The sequence below is a fragment of the Planococcus sp. MB-3u-03 genome (assembly GCF_002833405.1).
Classification (GTDB): domain Bacteria; phylum Bacillota; class Bacilli; order Bacillales_A; family Planococcaceae; genus Planococcus.
Genome location: NZ_CP025135.1, coordinates 1,544,142 through 1,559,799, shown reverse-complemented (window position 1 = coordinate 1,559,799; position 15,658 = coordinate 1,544,142). Strand labels below are relative to the sequence as shown.

Sequence of the window (15,658 nt, the reverse complement as noted above, 5' to 3'; positions counted from 1 at the left end):
TTTCAGGACTTTGGTTGGGCGGTTTAGTTTATCTAGATAAAAAGCTTGTTTATTCAATTCGTGTTCCGCTGAAAGGCGGCTTGATTTCATTCGCTTCGTCTTCGCTGCGCTGTTCTTTCAATTCGAAATACTTGTCTGCCGCAGCTCGAGCGATTTCATTATTGGTCTTTGGCACTTTGGTTGGATCGGTCGTTACGTATGGAATGACAACCGCATACGCGATTTCCGGGTTTTCATATGGGGCGAAGCCAACATGCGCGATATTGACGTTCACCGTACCGTGCAATTCATGGCCGCGCTCAAAGAAATAAGCTTCTGCTGTACCAGTTTTGCCGGCTGCGGTATACGGCGTATCGCTGAACTGCGCGCGCGCCGAGCCGGAGCTTCCGATATACACATTGCGCATGCCTTCTTTAACGCGGTCGATTTCTTCTTGCGTATTATTGATGCGGTTCATGATCTTCGGTTCGATGACCGTCTCGATCGGCCCGAGCGTCTCGCCATCTGGAGAAGCTTTGCGGATCTCCTTGACGACATGCGGCTGCACACGGTAGCCATCATTGGCGATGGTGGAGATATACTGTGCCAATTGCATCGGTGTATACGTATCAAATTGTCCGATCGCAAGGTCCAATAATTTCGGCCCAGGATACGTGCCGCCAAGATAGCCGGTGCCTTCGTTCGGCAAATCGATGCCAGTCTCAACACCGAGCCCAAATTGCGCGAAGGAATTGCGCATAACGGCAAAACTTTCCGGGGCGACGCTCAACGGCCGGTTGTATTGATATTGCCGATCGGCGATATCCAAAGCGATTTTGAACATATAAACGTTGGATGACCGTTCAATTGCCATCAAATCGTTCATCGGGATGCGATTGAATGGAGTCGTATTGAAAATCGAGTTTTTCTGGGTGGTGCCCGCAAATTTCAGCGGTTCGTCGATCTGCACTTCCCCCATCTCCACGGCATCTTGTTCATATCCCGTCAGCAATGTGGCACCTTTGATGGTGGAACCCATCTCATGGGCAGCCGTGAACGTACCGAACGCATAATCATTGACGACGCGTCTGCCGTTTTCATCTTCGCCGACGCGTTTACCGACCATCGACAGCACATCACCTGTTTGCGGATTCATCATGACCAAGTATGCATCTTTGACAAGCTGTGAGTTTGGCCCCGCCTTCAATGCGAGCAACTTTTCTTCCACGATTTTTTCCAGCTCATACTGGAGTTCGCTGTCGATCGTCATAACCAAATCTTTTCCGGGTTCGCCTTCATCAACCGGTACCGTTTCGATGACGCGGCCTCGGCCGTCGGTAACGTTTTTGACGCTCGATTTCTGCCCTTGCAGCACATCTTCATATTGCTGTTCCAAGAAGCTCGTGCCGACGCGGTCATTACGTGAGTAGTCGCGGCTTAAATAATAATCGAGGCGGTTGGCCGGGATCCCTTGGTCAGGCGACGTCGTGCTGCCGAGGATCGTCAAATCGGTCATTTTCACGCGCTTCCAGTCAGCGACCGTATTGACACCTTCTAATTTCGGGTCCGTTAAACGCTCCGACACGACAGCGAATTCTTCGTCGGTAACGCCCTCGCCTTTGATGATCTGCGGCGACAACGCATAGCCAGAGGTCATTTCCCTGTATATCGCGAGAACTTCCAATTGTTCCTCCGTCAGGCTGTCGAGTTCTTCATCCGTGATTTTCTCACGGACCAAGGCATCAAGCTTCTGCTGCTTTTCCTTTTGAGGAATATCTTCCGCTTCAATCGCAGCGCGCTCTTCAGCGGTTACTTTTTCAGTTGCACTTTCGGTATTCAATTGTATGTAAAAGTCTTGCTTATCGCGCAAGGTCACTTTTTCAGTATCTTTTTCGATCAATTTAGCGAGCTCTTCAGCCACTTCCATCATCTCACTGCTTTTCGTCGTTTGCATCTTTGTGTAGGTAATGCTGTTGACGGGCTCGTTATCGACTTGCAAACGTCCTGCAGAATCAAAAATCCGTCCCCGCGGCACGCTGGTGTTCACGGCCACTTCCTCGGTTCTGGCAATTGCGCGGGCGTAATCCTCACCTTTAACGATCTGCAAATACCCTAGGCGCAGGATGAGCATGGAAAACAGCAGAAAAATAGCAAAAAAGAGGATGTTCATCCGGAAGGTCGTATTGGACTGGAGTTTGGACTTCGCCAGCGAAACACGCCGTTTTTGAGGGGTTTTCATGAGCGCGTAGCTCCTTTCAAAAAAATATCCATTTGCTAGTATAGCACCGGACATAAAAAAACACACACTTTTTCAGACGAAAAAGTGTGTGTCGAGGTTTCAATATTTAACAATTATTTAGTAGCTTCGTAGCGCTTGGACACTTCGTCCCAGTTGACAACGTTCCAGAATGCTGCCAAATAGTCCGGGCGGCGGTTCTGGTATTTCAAGTAGTATGCGTGTTCCCAAACGTCTACTCCAAGCATCGGCGTGTTTCCTTCAGATAGAGGAGAATCTTGGTTTGGCGTTGACGTGACTTCGAGCTCGCCGTTAGAAACGACTAGCCAAGCCCAGCCAGAACCGAAGCGTGTTTTACCTGCAGCTTCGAATTTTTCTTTGAACTCGTCAAAGCTTCCGAATTTGTTGTTGATCGCGTCAGCTACTGCACCAGTCGGCTGTCCTCCACCGTTCGGGGAAAGAAGCTGCCAGAATAGCGAGTGGTTCGCGTGGCCGCCGCCGTTGTTGCGGACAGCTGTGCGGATATCTTCCGGCACTGCGTTCAAGTCAGAAATCAATTCTTCGATTGATTTTGAAGAAAGATCGTCATGACCTTCCAAGGCCGCATTTACGTTTGTTACGTACGTGTTGTGGTGTTTCGTGTGGTGGATGTTCATTGTTTCTTTGTCGATGTGCGGTTCTAGCGCATCGTACGCGTAAGGTAGTTCCGGTAGTTCGTATGCCATGATTAAATTCCTCCTTGAGTCTATTGTTCTACTTTCCTAGCGTATCAAAATTTTCAGACCGACACAAATATAAAGCATATCGACCTGCCTTTTTCAGACCTTAGTCGGAGGCGGCAGTCAAATCACCCAGAAGAACAAACCGACCATCACTGCCTGAATAATACCTTTCGTCAGTGCAGAAGTGATAAAGCCGACTACAGAGCCGATTCCAGAGCGGATCGATTTTTAATCGACGATTTGTTGACGAGCATCTCTGCAATGATGGCACCGAGGAACGGGCCAATGAGGATGCCGGCAAACGGGATGACGAATGGCCCGAAGATCAATCCGACCGTGCTGCCCACCAAACCTGCTTTTGAACCGCCGAATTTCTTGACGCCGACCGCATTGGCCAAAAGTCTGCACCGAACAATAACAGGACGAATAAGATTTCGATGAGCCAGAACCACCACGGCAAATCAGCAAAGCTGAAAAACAGGCCATAAATGATAAATCCGCCGAAAATGAACAGCGACGCCGGGATGACCGGGTACACAAGTCCGATGAAACCGATGGCAAAAAACACAAGCACAAAAACCCAGCCGACAATTTCGAGCATCACGAGCCCTCCTTTTCCGATATAAAAACTCCCTTTCATCGTGCCCTACATTTCAAGAAATGTAAAGGATGAAAGGGAGTGTGGATCAAGTACGGTTACCGAGTATGGCTTCCGCGATATTGACGGAGTGGTCGCCGATCCGCTCCAAGTTGCTGACGATATCGACAAAGACGATTCCCGCTTGAGCGGAACATGCGCCTTCGTTCAGGCGAAGGATATGTTTTTTACGGAATTTGCGTTCCATTTTGTCGATCAAGTCTTCCTGCTCTGCCACTTCACGTGCAAGCTCATGGCTTGTCGTGTCAAGTGCATCAAGTGATTTCGACACCGTCGCAATGGTCAATGTGAACATTTCGTCCAAGTCTTCCATCGCTTCCCCGGTCAATTTCACTTTATTGGCTTCCTGGTAATCGATCAATTCGATGATGTTCTCGAAATGGTCGCCGATCCGTTCGATATCACGGACCGTTTCCATCAGCATCGTGTGGCGAGTGGAATCCGCTGCTGAGATCGATTCTGCAGAAATGAGTACCAGGTAATCGGTAATTTTGCCGTCCAGGTTATTGATGGCATCTTCTAATTGATAGCCCATTTCAGCATGTTTCTTGCTTTTCGTTTTCAAATATTCATACGTTTCTTCCAGTCCTTGCACAGAATATTTACCCATGCGCAATACTTCTTCTTTGGCTTGGCCAAGAGCGATCGATGGCGATTGCTCGATGAAGTTCAAGTCCAGATGCTTCGGCTTGAATTCGACAAGCACTTCGTCGCCAGGGATCACTTTTGTCACGAGGTATGCCCAAGCGCCAATCAACGGGAATTGGATCAATGTGTTCGCGACGTTGAACGTCCCGTGTGCGAATGCAATCTGCATTTTTGGCTCGAGATCCAAAACGCCCGTAAGCCACTCGACATACGCTGTAAACGGCACGAGCAGGATCAGGAAGATGACGGAGCCGATGACATTGAACAAGACGTGGACAGCTGCTGCACGGCGCGCTGCAATGGATGTACCAAGTGCTGCGAGCACCGCCGTAACGGTCGTCCCGATATTGTCACCGAATAGAACCGGCAATGCGGCATCAAGCGTAACCAAGTTCTCTGCATAGAGCCCTTGCAAGATGGCGATCGTTCCGCTGGAGCTTTGGACGATGAACGTGAAGATTGTCCCTGCTGCAACGCCGAGGATCGGGAATTCACTCAAGTTGACGGTCATGTCGATGAAAGCCGGCAATTCACGCAGCGGCTTCATTGCCCCGCTCATCGTTTCCATCCCGAAGAATAGTCCGCCGAAACCGAAGATGACTTGCCCGATATTTTGGATCTGGTTTTTCTTGACGAAGAAAATCAAGAATGCACCGACCGCCATGATTGGCAATGCGTATGCCCCTACGTCCAAGCCGATGATGAATGCTGTAACGGTCGTCCCGATATTCGCACCCATAATGACGCCGATCGCTTGTCTCAGCGTCATGAAGCCTGCACTTACAAGGCCGACGACGATAACGGTCGTGCCCGAACTCGATTGGATCAAAATCGTTACTACGATACCGACCAAGACACCCATGAACGGATTGGTCGTAAAACGGTCCAAAATGTCCCGCAGTTTATCGCCTGCAGCTTTCTGCAAAGCGTCACCCATATACTTGATTGAGAATAGGAAAATACCGAGACCCCCGAAGAAGGTAAACAGCAATTCCTGCCAATTCATTTCCACGATTCACATTCAACTCCTAATTATAACGTAATCACACCTCACCTATTATGAAGACTTCGCTAAGTAAATGTAAATACCTTTATTGAAAATTTACAAACCCGTAACATAAGCCCGAATTTTCCGTTTCAGGCATGATAATATTACAATACAACCGGAAAGGAAGATTGCTGTGAATCTCTACCAACTATTGAAAGCAAGCTTCATGGAACCGAAAAAACGGGCGGCGGTCCGTATTATGCCGATCGGCCGCATTTTGAAATTCGTTTTTTTGTTCATCACATTGCTTTCACTTATCTCATTTGCCGAGTTCGTGCTTGGCATCGGCTCGAGCTCCTCTGAACTAGAAGGCCTGCTGCAATTCATAGAAGAAATCGAATGGCTGCTCTACCCGTTTGCGCTCGTTTTTTTATTTGTCTCGACGACGCTCTACCATTTCATCAAAATCAGCGTCTTTGCGGTGTTCGGCTATGGCTTCCTCGCCTGGCTCAAGCGCCGCGGGGAATACCGCCATATGTGGCGCACAGCGGCACTCGCCGTTACTGTGCCGACTATCGCTGCGTATGTAGCGAGTTTCTGGGTCAATAGCTTGTGGATTTCGCTGTTGACGAGTTTATGGACACTGTTTCTTCTATATAGTGCAGCACGTTTCTATCCGAAAGCCCCACCTGTAAAAAAACCGAGCTAATATTGCATGGCTGTAAAGAATCTGCACGGAACAGCCGTCTTTCTTGTCTTTTCAAACGAGACACTGCTAAAATAGCTATAGGCAAGAGAAATAGACCCGCACGTGAATTGCGTGCAAGGGTAAGCTGAGTAACCGTCCGGATTACCGGAAACTCACAAAAAGGAGAGATTTTTAACATGAGCGAAATGACTCACCGTTCAAAAACACGCCCCGTCAAAGTCGGCGATATAACGATTGGCGGCAGTAATGAACTATTTATACAAAGTATGGCGACAACGAAAACACATGACGTAGAAGCAACGGTTGCGGAGATTCTCCGCCTCGAAGAAGCCGGATGCCAAGTCGTCCGTGTGGCTTGTCCTGATGAGCGGGCAGCTTATGCCATCGGCGAAATCAAGAAGCGCATCAATATCCCGCTTGTTGTCGATATTCATTTCGATTACAAACTGGCTTTGATCGCCATCGAGCAAGGTGCCGATAAAATCCGCATCAATCCAGGCAATATCGGCCGCCGCGAAAAAGTCGAAGCGGTCGTCAATGCAGCCAAAGCGAAAGGCATCCCGATCCGCATCGGTGTCAACGCCGGTTCGCTCGAACGCAAAATCCTTGAGAAATACGGCTATCCGACAGCGGACGGCATGGTGGAATCAGCATTGCACCATATCAAGATCCTAGAAGACCTTGATTTCCATGACATCATCGTCTCGTTGAAAGCATCAGACGTGAGCCTTGCTGTCGAAGCATATGAAAAAGCATCGAAAGCATTCGACTACCCGCTCCACCTCGGTATTACAGAATCCGGCACATTGTTCTCCGGAACTGTGAAAAGTTCTGCCGGGCTCGGGGCATTGCTCGCTAAAGGCATCGGCAATACACTCCGCGTCTCCTTAAGCGCAGACCCTGTCGAAGAAGTCAAAGTAGCCCGTGAACTATTGAAAGTCTTCGGTTTGTCTTCAAACGCAGCGACGCTCATCTCATGCCCGACTTGCGGACGCATCGAGATTGACTTGATTTCCATCGCGAACGAAGTGGAAGAATACATCTCCCACATCAAAGCACCGCTTAAAGTCGCTGTTCTCGGCTGTGCCGTTAACGGCCCAGGTGAAGCACGTGAAGCCGACATCGGCATCGCCGGCGCACGCGGTGAAGGCCTGCTCTTCATGCACGGGAAAACAGTCCGTAAAGTGCCTGAAGAAACAATGGTCGAAGAATTGAAGATCGAGATCGATAAATTGGCAGAAGAATATTTCGCCAAACAAGCTGAAGAGAAAAAGCAAAAGGAACTTGAACAACAACAAGCATAAGGTTGTGATCATATGTACCGATTTGGCATCGATATCGATGGCACCGTCACCTGCCCCACTTCATTGATTCCCCATATCAATGAAGCATTCGGCAGCGAGCTGACCATCGAAGATATCCGGGAATACGACCTGACAGCGGCCTTGCCGCAGCTCGATAAAAAAGAGTTCTACTCCTGGTTCAAAAAGCACGAACCGAAAATTTACGCGGCTTCTCCTATTTCGAAAGACGCCAAGCAAATTATCAATAATTGGAAAGACCAATACGAACTTTATTTTATCTCCGCTCGCGGAGATAACGTTCGAAGCGTTACATTCGATTGGTTCGAACAGCATGCCATTGCTTACGACCATATCGAATTGATTGGCACGCATAAAAAAATCAGCACCGCCAAAGCGCATAATGTCGATTTGTTCTTCGAAGACAAACACGACAATGCGGTAGAAATTTCCGAGGAACTGGACATTCCGGTCATCTTGTTCGACACCCCTTACAACCGTGAACCGGTGCCGAATAAGGTAGTCCGCGTCTATGATTGGCTCGAAGCCGAGCAATGGGTGAAAAAAGAGTTCGGCGTCCAACAGGAATTGCTCAAGCGGTAAACGAAGAGCGCAAGTCTAACTTGCGCTCTTTTTTATTTGTCCGTTTCTATTGTGAGCAGATAAAAAGGGCCTGGCAGCATTAGCTGTCAGGCCCTTTTTCATTACTAGCGTTTATTTACATTCCGGGCATTTCCCGTAGATTTCGAATTTGTGGTTGTCGATTTCATAGGCCGGCAACGCCGCACCCAACAAGTCCATCGGGCAAAGCGGAATTTCCTTGATCTTGCCGCAATCCATGCAAATAAAATGATGGTGGTGATGGTCGCTTTCGCAATGCATGCGGAAATGCTTTTCGCCGGACAACTCGGTCGCCTCCAAAATATCGAGCGACACAAACGTCGCCAAGTTGCGGTAAACGGTATCGTAGCTCATGCTTGGATAGTCTTTTTGCATGACATCCAAAATATCACGGGCGGTCAGATAGCGTTCGTCCCCTTCGAAAATTTCCAGGATCTGATTGCGTTTTGTCGTTTCTTTAAAACCGTTTTCTTTCAGGATGCCCCACGCTTTTTGTAAATTCATGCGGCTGCCCCCCTTTTCTTAGATAACGAGATTTTTCGATAAGCCAGAATGACCAGCAAAATGGCAATGGATGTGACGACAATCGTGCCGCCTGGCGCTAAATCGAAGTAAAACGCAGCGACCAGCCCGGTCAGGACCGATATTTCACCGAATAGGATCGATAGCCAGATGGTTTGCTTGAAGCTTTTGGCGACGCGCATTGCCGTCGCTACCGGGATGGTCATCAGTGATGACACGAGAAGTATGCCGACGATGCGCATCGAACCGGCAATGACTAAGGCCGTGACGATCATGAACAGGAAGTGGATCCATTTTGCAGGCAGGCCGGATGCCCGTGCGTATTCATCGTCGAAGGACAAGACAAATAATTCCTTGAAGAAGATACGGATAAACGCCAACACGATCACGGCGATTCCTGCGACGATAAATAAATCCTGCCGGCTGACGGCTGAGACCGTGCCGAAGAGGTAGCCGAACAAATCGCTCGAAAATCCTTCCGCCAGGGAAATGAAAATGGCCCCGAAGCCAATGCCTGCGGAAAGGATGATCGGGATGGCCAGTTCTTCGTAATGCTTATAGACACTGCGCAGCCGCTCGATGAGCATCGAGCCCATCACCGACGAGGCGATCCCGAGATACAGCGGGTTCAGTAACGCCAGTGCCCCGACACTTTGGCTTAGATAAAGGCTTCCGGCAATGCCGGCAAGCGTCACATGGCTCAAGGCATCTGCGATCAGCGACAGCCTTCTCACGACGATGAAGACGCCGAGCAGCGGCGCAATGACGCCGATGATCAAGCCGGATGCGAATGCGTTTTGCAGAAATTCATAGGACAGTATGGCGTCAAGCATGCGTATGGCTTCCTTCCGTATGATGGATTTTCCGGACGGAATGGCCATACCACGCTTCGCGCTTCTCATCGCTCATCATATGCAATTGGTCTTTAAAGCCGTGGAAATGGATGGTCTGGTTCAAGCATGCGACGTGCGAGATGCGATCGGTCACCGTATCGACGTCGTGCGTCACGAGCACCAGCGTAATATTACGTTCCCGATTGAGCGCAGCGAGCATGTCGAAAGCTTGGACATTCTGGACATCGATGCCGACTGTCGGCTCATCGAGTATAAGCACTTTCGGCTTGGCGACGAGCGCGCGTGCGATAAAGACGCGCTGCTGCTGGCCCCGATAGCTCACTGATGCTGCGGTTTTAAATGATTTCATGCCGACCGCATCGAGCGCTTCTTCGACTTGCTGTGATGTGTTTTCGGCAATTTATGGAACAGCCCGGCCTTTTCGCCAGGCCCCTGCCACCACTTCCTGCACAGTGGCCGGAAAAGCCGAGTTGAATGAATTCGATTTTGCGACACATAACCGATCCATTCGCGGTGTTTGGATTGCCTCGAATCAATGCCGAACAATTCCACGCTGCCTTCGGATGGCCGGATGAGCCCGAGCATGATTTTCAATAAAGTCGATTTCCCCGATCCGTTCGGGCCGAGTATCGCCAGGAAATCGCCTTCCTCCACCGTCATCGATATGTGGTCCAATGCTTTCGTTTGTTCATATTCATAGCTAACTTCTTTAATGTTGATCAATGGCGCTGCCATAGGGACGCCCTTTTCCAATAAGAATGATTACGATTTACTATAGAAAGTATAGAGCAGTTGTGTGCTCCTGTAAACCGTTTGGGCTTTTAAATAAAGCTTTGATAAGTTGGGACGGGAGAATGCAAATCGTAAAGACCCGTAATGCATGATCTTGCGCAGCTATTTTTACTGGCGTCTGCATTAGCTTTCAAATAGAAAAAGGCTGTCCGAAATGCCATGTTTCATGACTTTTCGGAATAGCCTTTACCCCTCATTATTGTGATTCGATCGGCAATTTCATCTTTTCGATGTCATCAGGCGCAAAGATGCCGTTTTTGAACATGTCGATTTCGTATGCATATGGCGCTTTTTTCTTTTTCGCATCCAGTCCGACATACGGCGTCTCGAGTATTTTCGGGACATGCATCAATTGTTTATGGTGGACAATCGAATTGAGTGCATCAAAACCGATCTCGCCGAAGCCGATGTTTTCGTGGCGGTCTTTCCCTGCCCCGCGCACGTTCTTGCTGTCGTTGATGTGCAGTACTTGCAATCGGTCGATTCCGATGATGCGGTCGAATTCCGCCAGCACACCGTCGAAATCTTCTTTGATGTCATAACCGGCATCGTGGACATGGCATGTATCGAAACATACCGACAAGCGCTCGTTATGCGTCACGCCGTTGATAATCGCTGCCAACTCCTCGAAATTGCGGCCAATTTCACTGCCTTTTCCAGCCATCGTCTCAAGGGCGATATTGACCGGAAAATCCTGCGTCAGCACTTCGTTCAAGCCGTCGATGATTTTCTGTGTGCCGGCTTCCACTCCCGCGCCGACATGCGCACCGGGATGCAAGACGATTTGTTCCGCCCCAAGTGCTGCCGTACGTTCGATTTCCGACTGCAGGAACTCAACGCCGAGTTCGAACGTTGCAGGTTTGGTCGTGTTGGCGATATTTATGATATAAGGTGCGTGAACGATGATATTCGACAGGCCGTTCTCCGCCATATGCGCCCGTCCCGCCTCGATATTTAGTTCTTCGATCGGTTTGCGGCGCGTATTTTGCGGTGCGCCCGTATAGATCATGAAAGTCGTGGAGCCGTAGGAAGCGGCTTCCTCGCTCGCGCCGAGAAGCATCTTCTTGCCGCTCATCGAGACATGCGATCCTCATAGCATTTGATTAACCCCTTACTTTTTGCGGTTTTTGCGTCGTTCCGCTTTTTTGATTTCGTCCATTTTCCATTTCATTTTCTTCTTGTACATCGGTTTTACGCTTTTCGGTTTGTGGACCATTGATTTCGCCTTAGTATCGGCTTCATTCTCCGTGCGCACACGTTTTTTACGGCCGTGGCGCTCTTTCATATCGACAAATTCGCCTTTGACGATATCCTTTTGCTGGAACGGGATCCCCATCTTCTCGACGCGGACAATGGCGTCTTCATCTTCCGGGCTGAACAAGGTGATGGCGACGCCTTTAAGGCCCGCACGCGCTGTCCGCCCGACGCGGTGGATGAAGAATTCCAGGTCTTCCGGCAATTCGTAGTTGATGACATGGCTGACGCCTTGGATATCGATTCCGCGTGCGGCAAGGTCTGTCGCTACGATGTATTGATACTCCAGATCACGTACTTGCTTCATCACCTTGACGCGCTCGCGCGGTGCCAGATCGCCATGGATCTTCCCTACGCGGATGCCGCTTTTCGATAATTCTTCAGCGATATAGTCGGCATTGGTGCGCGTGTTGACAAAAATGATCGCAAGGTAGGGATTGATGATTTTCATTATTTCCTGTAAACGCTCGACTTTTTTCTTGCTGCGCACTGGCACTAAATAAAAGTCCAGCCCTTCAGCCGTCGGGCGTTTGTCGCCGATTTTGATATGAGCCGGGTTGGCCATGTATTTCTTCAAGAACGGCTTGAGTTTCTCTGGAATCGTGGCAGAAAATACGTACATTTCCAGATCGTCGCGCATTTTCCCTGCGACTTGGTCGATCTCTTCGATAAAGCCCATGTCGAATGCCAAGTCAGCCTCATCGACGACTAAGATCTTAGCGGTATGGACGAGCAACGCATTTTCGTTGACGAGGTCTTTCAAGCGTCCTGGTGTCCCGATAACGATATGCGGCTGCGTTTTCAATTTATTGATCGAACGCTGTTTATCCGTTCCGCCGATGAACGATTTCACTTCGATGCCGGAATCGCCAATCAATTTCTGGATTTCGTTGAAAATTTGCGTCCCAAGTTCTCGCGTCGGTGCAGCGATTACTGCTTGGACTTCCTGTTTCGAAACATCTATGCGTTCGACGATCGGGATGATAAAACTATGGGTCTTGCCTGTACCTGTATGGGACTGGCCAATGGCACTGTTTCCACTCATGATTTGTGGAATCATTTCCTTTTGGATAGCTGTCGGTTCTGTGAAACCGAGTTTTTCGACCGCTTCAAGCAAAAATGGCTTGAGACGGTATTCGTTGAATTTTGTCATGGGATATAGTTCCCTCCTTAAGCTCTAGCTATTATAGCATAAAATGGCTCTCCTTAGCGATGCATCTTTTGTAAAGAGACGGCGTCTCCGTTATAATGAAGTCATGATGTTGAAAGGAGTGCGGTTTGATAATGAAAGTAAAAAAGATATCGCCAAGAGGCTATTGCTACGGGGTAGTGGACGCCATGGTCATCGCGAAAAATGCAGCCATGGATGAAACCTTGCCGCGCCCGATTTATATACTGGGCATGATTGTCCACAATAAACATGTGACGGATGCATTTGAACAAGATGGCATCATCACCCTTGATGGCACCAACCGCCTAGAAATTTTGGAGAAGGTTGAAACTGGTACCGTCATCTTTACAGCACACGGCGTATCCCCACAAGTGCGCGAACTGGCCAGAAGAAAGGGCTCGTTTCGATCGACGCCACTTGCCCGGATGTTACCGTGACGCATGACTTGATCCGTGAGAAAACGGCAGAAGGCTACCATATCATCTACATCGGCAAGAGCGGCCACCCGGAACCGGAAGGCGCAATCGGCGTCGCTCCGGACCTAGTCCATTTGGTTGAAAAGCTCGAAGACGTCAATGCCCTAGAGTTGAATGAAGACAAAATCATCATCACCAACCAAACGACGATGAGCCAATGGGATGTTGTCCATTTGATGGAACGCTTGAAAGAACGTTTCCCGCAGGCAGAAGTGCATAAAGAGATCTGTCTTGCTACACAAGTTCGCCAGGAAGCCGTCGCGGAACAAGCCGGGGATACCGATCTTTTATTGGTTATCGGCGACCCGATGAGCAATAACTCCAACCGCCTGGCGCAAGTTTCACAAGATATCGCAGGCACGCCGGCTTACCGAATCTCTGATTTGTCTGAATTGAAATTGGAATGGCTGGAAGGCATCGAAACGGTCGCCTTGACCGCTGGCGCCTCAACGCCTACACCGATTGTCAAAGAAGTGATGAAGTTCTTGGATCAATACGATCCGGAAGATCCGGAAACGCACACTCGAGCGTTCCGTACCACTTAATAAAATCTTGCCGAAGATCAAGCATCCGAAACCATCGGACCGCATCGAACCCTATCCGGTGAATGAATAACACGTAAAAAGAGGCCCTGAATGGGGCCTCTTTTCAGGCTGTCGAGAAACTCAGAAACCCGTATTTTCCGAAGCTTATCGCTCGCTTTCCATGGGGCGGGAATCGAGCCTCCTCGTCACTTCGTTCCTGCGGGGTCTCTCAAACCCGCTAGTCCCACAGGAGTCGAACGAACGCTTCTCCAAATACTCAGATAGCACATTGATTTTGAATGTAGAAATCGTATCTCCTTTTTCATTTATGGCGGATTATAGACTTCTTTAACACTCTTTTATATCTTCACTTTAAGCGAAACGGCTCTGTATTTACTTCAGACGGCAGGAATTCGCATTGCCAGTTTGCGCCCTTTTCCGTCATATGGTCTACGACTCCTGGATCATCACTTTCTCGACATGATGCCCAGGGTCGATTACCGGCAAGCCGATTGCCTGTGCATCCTGTGCCACGTGGAAATAAAGATCACCCGTTACGTAGACATCCGCTCCGGCGCGTTTTGCCTGCTGGATATATTTATTGCCGTCGCCGCCAAGCACCGCCACTTTTTTGATCGTTTCATCGCCAGTTCCGACGACACGGACAAACGGCACATCCAAACTTGTTTTCACATGCTCCGCAAACGTATCCAAGTTCATCTTTTCTTTCAAGCGCCCGATGCGGCCAAGCCCCATCGGCAGCTCTTTGTTTTCCAAGGTGAACACGTCATATGCCGGTTCCTCATAAGGGTGGGCTGCCATCATCGCACGGATTACGCGGTCTTTTTCGGCTTTCCTGACAACGACTTCAATTTTCGATTCCGCTGTCTCTTCCATTTTCCCTGCTTCCCCAATATACGGATCGGCTGAAGTATTTGGCCGGAAGCGCCCAGTGCCATACAAGGTATAGCTGCAATATTCGTAATCGCCGATTGCTCCGGCACCCGCTTCGCCAAACGCTTTTCTCACTTGGTCTTCATGGCTTTCAGGCACGAATACCGCAATCTTCACGAGCTCCGCTTCATAGGTTTTCACCAATACTTCCGTGTCGCTCAATCCAAGCGCATCCGCCAACAGGTCATTGACGCCGCCCCACGCAACATCGAGATTTGTGTGTGCTGCATATACCGCAATATCATTTTTGATCAATTTTTCCATCAATTGGCCATGAGGAAAATCTGTCTGGAGATTTTTCAAGGGCCGAAAAATCGGCGGATGGTGCGCAATGATGAGGCCAGCGCCTTTTTCGATCGCTTCGTCTACCACTGCATCATCGACATCCAGCGTCACCAGCACGCGTTCAATCTTTTTGTTCAAGGTACCGACGTGCAGCCCAATTGGATCTCCTTCCATCGCCAAATATTTCGGCGACCATTTCTCGAACTGTTCGATAATCTGTTGCCCGTTAGGAATTTTCATCCGCAAACACCTCTTCCATCAATGCGATTTTTTCGAGCAATTGCTCTTTTTTCGTACGAATGTCTTCGGTTTGTTGTGTGTTCTCCAAGCGCTCGGCGATCGCTTTCCACTGTGTCGCCTCGCGCTGCCACTTTTCCTTGAAAATTTCGGTTTGCTGTTTTAATAGCTCCGGGCCGAATAGCAACTCTTTCGCATCTAGCTGCACTTCTTCAGCAGTCGGCTCCAGCACTAGGATCTCATAGATCTTGTCTTTTTCCTTCAAGATCTCTTCTGCGACAATGTGCCAGCCGTTTTGGACTGCCCATTGCCGTATCGCTTGGGCGTGGACGTTCGGCTGCAGGATCAAGCGCTCCACGCCTTCGAGCCGGTCTTTTCCTTCTTCCAGGATGGATGCAATCAGTGAACCACCCATCCCGGCGATGGTCACCGCCGTAATCCCGTCTGCCGGTTCAATCGCTTCAAGCCCAGGGGCGAGCCGGACCGTAATTTTGCCTTCAAGCCCTTCCGCGCGTACTTGCTTTTTCGCCGATTCATAAGGGCCTTTGACGATCTCTCCGGCAACCGCACGGCTCGCGATGCCGTGATGGAGAAGGTGGCATGGCAAATAGGCGTGATCTGAGCCGATATCTGCCACGACCGCACCTGCTTGCACATATTCTGCCACTTTCATTAATCGAACTGATAATTGCTGCGCGTTCATAAAGTTCCTCCTAATTGACAAAAA

General features: G+C 49.4%; 12 protein-coding genes and 4 pseudogenes. 4 read left to right on the top strand and 12 right to left on the bottom strand.

What is annotated here, in order from left to right; all coding sequences use genetic code 11:
* Window positions 1–49: 49 nt before the first annotated feature.
* From CW734_RS09070 to CW734_RS09055, 4 genes and pseudogenes are all read right to left on the bottom strand, one after another.
* Window positions 50–2,218 (bottom strand): penicillin-binding transpeptidase domain-containing protein, encoded by a 2,169-nt coding sequence (locus tag CW734_RS09070; RefSeq protein ID WP_101190234.1) that lies wholly within the window; start codon window positions 2,216–2,218, stop codon window positions 50–52.
* A 113-nt stretch (window positions 2,219–2,331) separates the two neighbouring features.
* Entirely contained in the window at window positions 2,332–2,940 is a 609-nt protein-coding gene (locus CW734_RS09065) for a superoxide dismutase (RefSeq protein ID WP_101190233.1), read from the bottom strand.
* A gap of 117 nt (window positions 2,941–3,057) precedes the next feature.
* A pseudogene (locus CW734_RS09060) lies at window positions 3,058–3,538 on the bottom strand (DUF456 domain-containing protein).
* A gap of 85 nt (window positions 3,539–3,623) precedes the next feature.
* Window positions 3,624–5,255, bottom strand: a complete 1,632-nt coding sequence (locus tag CW734_RS09055; RefSeq protein WP_101190232.1) for a Na/Pi cotransporter family protein — start codon at window positions 5,253–5,255, stop codon at window positions 3,624–3,626.
* 169 nt (window positions 5,256–5,424) lie between these two features.
* On the opposite strand from CW734_RS09055, the gene CW734_RS09050 reads away from it, so the two are divergent.
* From CW734_RS09050 to CW734_RS09040, 3 genes are all read left to right on the top strand, one after another.
* Window positions 5,425–5,940: a DUF1189 family protein gene (locus CW734_RS09050; protein ID WP_101190231.1), complete on the top strand. Its 516-nt coding sequence runs from the start codon at window positions 5,425–5,427 to the stop codon at window positions 5,938–5,940.
* Window positions 5,941–6,116: 176 nt separating this feature from the next.
* A complete protein-coding gene (gene ispG, locus CW734_RS09045) occupies window positions 6,117–7,244 on the top strand; it encodes a flavodoxin-dependent (E)-4-hydroxy-3-methylbut-2-enyl-diphosphate synthase (protein ID WP_058380911.1) in 1,128 nt (375 codons plus the stop codon).
* A gap of 12 nt (window positions 7,245–7,256) precedes the next feature.
* Window positions 7,257–7,844: a hypothetical protein gene (locus CW734_RS09040; RefSeq protein WP_101190230.1), complete on the top strand. Its 588-nt coding sequence runs from the start codon at window positions 7,257–7,259 to the stop codon at window positions 7,842–7,844.
* Between the two features lie 111 nt (window positions 7,845–7,955).
* Here CW734_RS09040 and CW734_RS09035 read toward each other — a convergent pair whose 3' ends face one another.
* From CW734_RS09035 to CW734_RS09015, 6 genes and pseudogenes are all read right to left on the bottom strand, one after another.
* Window positions 7,956–8,366: a Fur family transcriptional regulator gene (locus CW734_RS09035; RefSeq protein WP_101190229.1), complete on the bottom strand. Its 411-nt coding sequence runs from the start codon at window positions 8,364–8,366 to the stop codon at window positions 7,956–7,958.
* A complete protein-coding gene (locus CW734_RS09030; RefSeq protein ID WP_058380914.1) occupies window positions 8,363–9,217 on the bottom strand; it encodes a metal ABC transporter permease in 855 nt (284 codons plus the stop codon). Before CW734_RS09030 ends, CW734_RS09035 begins: the two co-directional genes overlap by 4 nt.
* Window positions 9,210–9,587, bottom strand: coding sequence for an ATP-binding cassette domain-containing protein (locus tag CW734_RS19985; RefSeq protein ID WP_442956962.1), 378 nt, complete (start codon window positions 9,585–9,587; stop codon window positions 9,210–9,212). The genes CW734_RS09030 and CW734_RS19985 overlap by 8 nt, the downstream gene beginning before the upstream one ends.
* Entirely contained in the window at window positions 9,584–9,973 is a 390-nt protein-coding gene (locus tag CW734_RS19980; protein ID WP_442956961.1) for an ATP-binding cassette domain-containing protein, read from the bottom strand. The genes CW734_RS19985 and CW734_RS19980 overlap by 4 nt, the downstream gene beginning before the upstream one ends.
* A gap of 253 nt (window positions 9,974–10,226) precedes the next feature.
* A pseudogene (locus CW734_RS09020) lies at window positions 10,227–11,120 on the bottom strand (deoxyribonuclease IV); the annotation flags it as partial.
* Between the two features lie 21 nt (window positions 11,121–11,141).
* A complete protein-coding gene (locus CW734_RS09015; protein ID WP_101190227.1) occupies window positions 11,142–12,437 on the bottom strand; it encodes a DEAD/DEAH box helicase in 1,296 nt (431 codons plus the stop codon).
* 131 nt (window positions 12,438–12,568) lie between these two features.
* Here CW734_RS09015 and CW734_RS09010 point away from each other — a divergent pair.
* Window positions 12,569–13,546, top strand: a pseudogene (locus CW734_RS09010) (4-hydroxy-3-methylbut-2-enyl diphosphate reductase).
* A 276-nt stretch (window positions 13,547–13,822) separates the two neighbouring features.
* Here CW734_RS09010 and CW734_RS09005 read toward each other — a convergent pair.
* Window positions 13,823–14,934, bottom strand: a pseudogene (locus CW734_RS09005) (Nif3-like dinuclear metal center hexameric protein).
* On the bottom strand, window positions 14,921–15,634 hold the full coding sequence (locus tag CW734_RS09000) for a tRNA (adenine(22)-N(1))-methyltransferase (RefSeq protein WP_101190225.1): 714 nt from the start codon (window positions 15,632–15,634) through the stop codon (window positions 14,921–14,923). Before CW734_RS09000 ends, CW734_RS09005 begins: the two are co-directional and overlap by 14 nt.
* Window positions 15,635–15,658 lie beyond the last annotated feature (24 nt).

Coding starts and splice junctions, on each gene's coding strand:
- CW734_RS09070 (WP_101190234.1), bottom strand. CDS start 2,218: ATGAAAACCCCTCAAAAACGGCGTGTTTCGCTGGCGAAGTCCAAACTC.
- CW734_RS09065 (WP_101190233.1), bottom strand. CDS start 2,940: ATGGCATACGAACTACCGGAACTACCTTACGCGTACGATGCGCTAGAA.
- ispG (WP_058380911.1), top strand. CDS start 6,117: ATGAGCGAAATGACTCACCGTTCAAAAACACGCCCCGTCAAAGTCGGC.
- CW734_RS09040 (WP_101190230.1), top strand. CDS start 7,257: ATGTACCGATTTGGCATCGATATCGATGGCACCGTCACCTGCCCCACT.
- CW734_RS09035 (WP_101190229.1), bottom strand. CDS start 8,366: ATGAATTTACAAAAAGCGTGGGGCATCCTGAAAGAAAACGGTTTTAAA.
- CW734_RS09030 (WP_058380914.1), bottom strand. CDS start 9,217: ATGCTTGACGCCATACTGTCCTATGAATTTCTGCAAAACGCATTCGCA.
- CW734_RS19985 (WP_442956962.1), bottom strand. CDS start 9,587: ATGAAATCATTTAAAACCGCAGCATCAGTGAGCTATCGGGGCCAGCAG.
- CW734_RS19980 (WP_442956961.1), bottom strand. CDS start 9,973: ATGGCAGCGCCATTGATCAACATTAAAGAAGTTAGCTATGAATATGAA.
- CW734_RS09015 (WP_101190227.1), bottom strand. CDS start 12,437: ATGACAAAATTCAACGAATACCGTCTCAAGCCATTTTTGCTTGAAGCG.
- CW734_RS09000 (WP_101190225.1), bottom strand. CDS start 15,634: ATGAACGCGCAGCAATTATCAGTTCGATTAATGAAAGTGGCAGAATAT.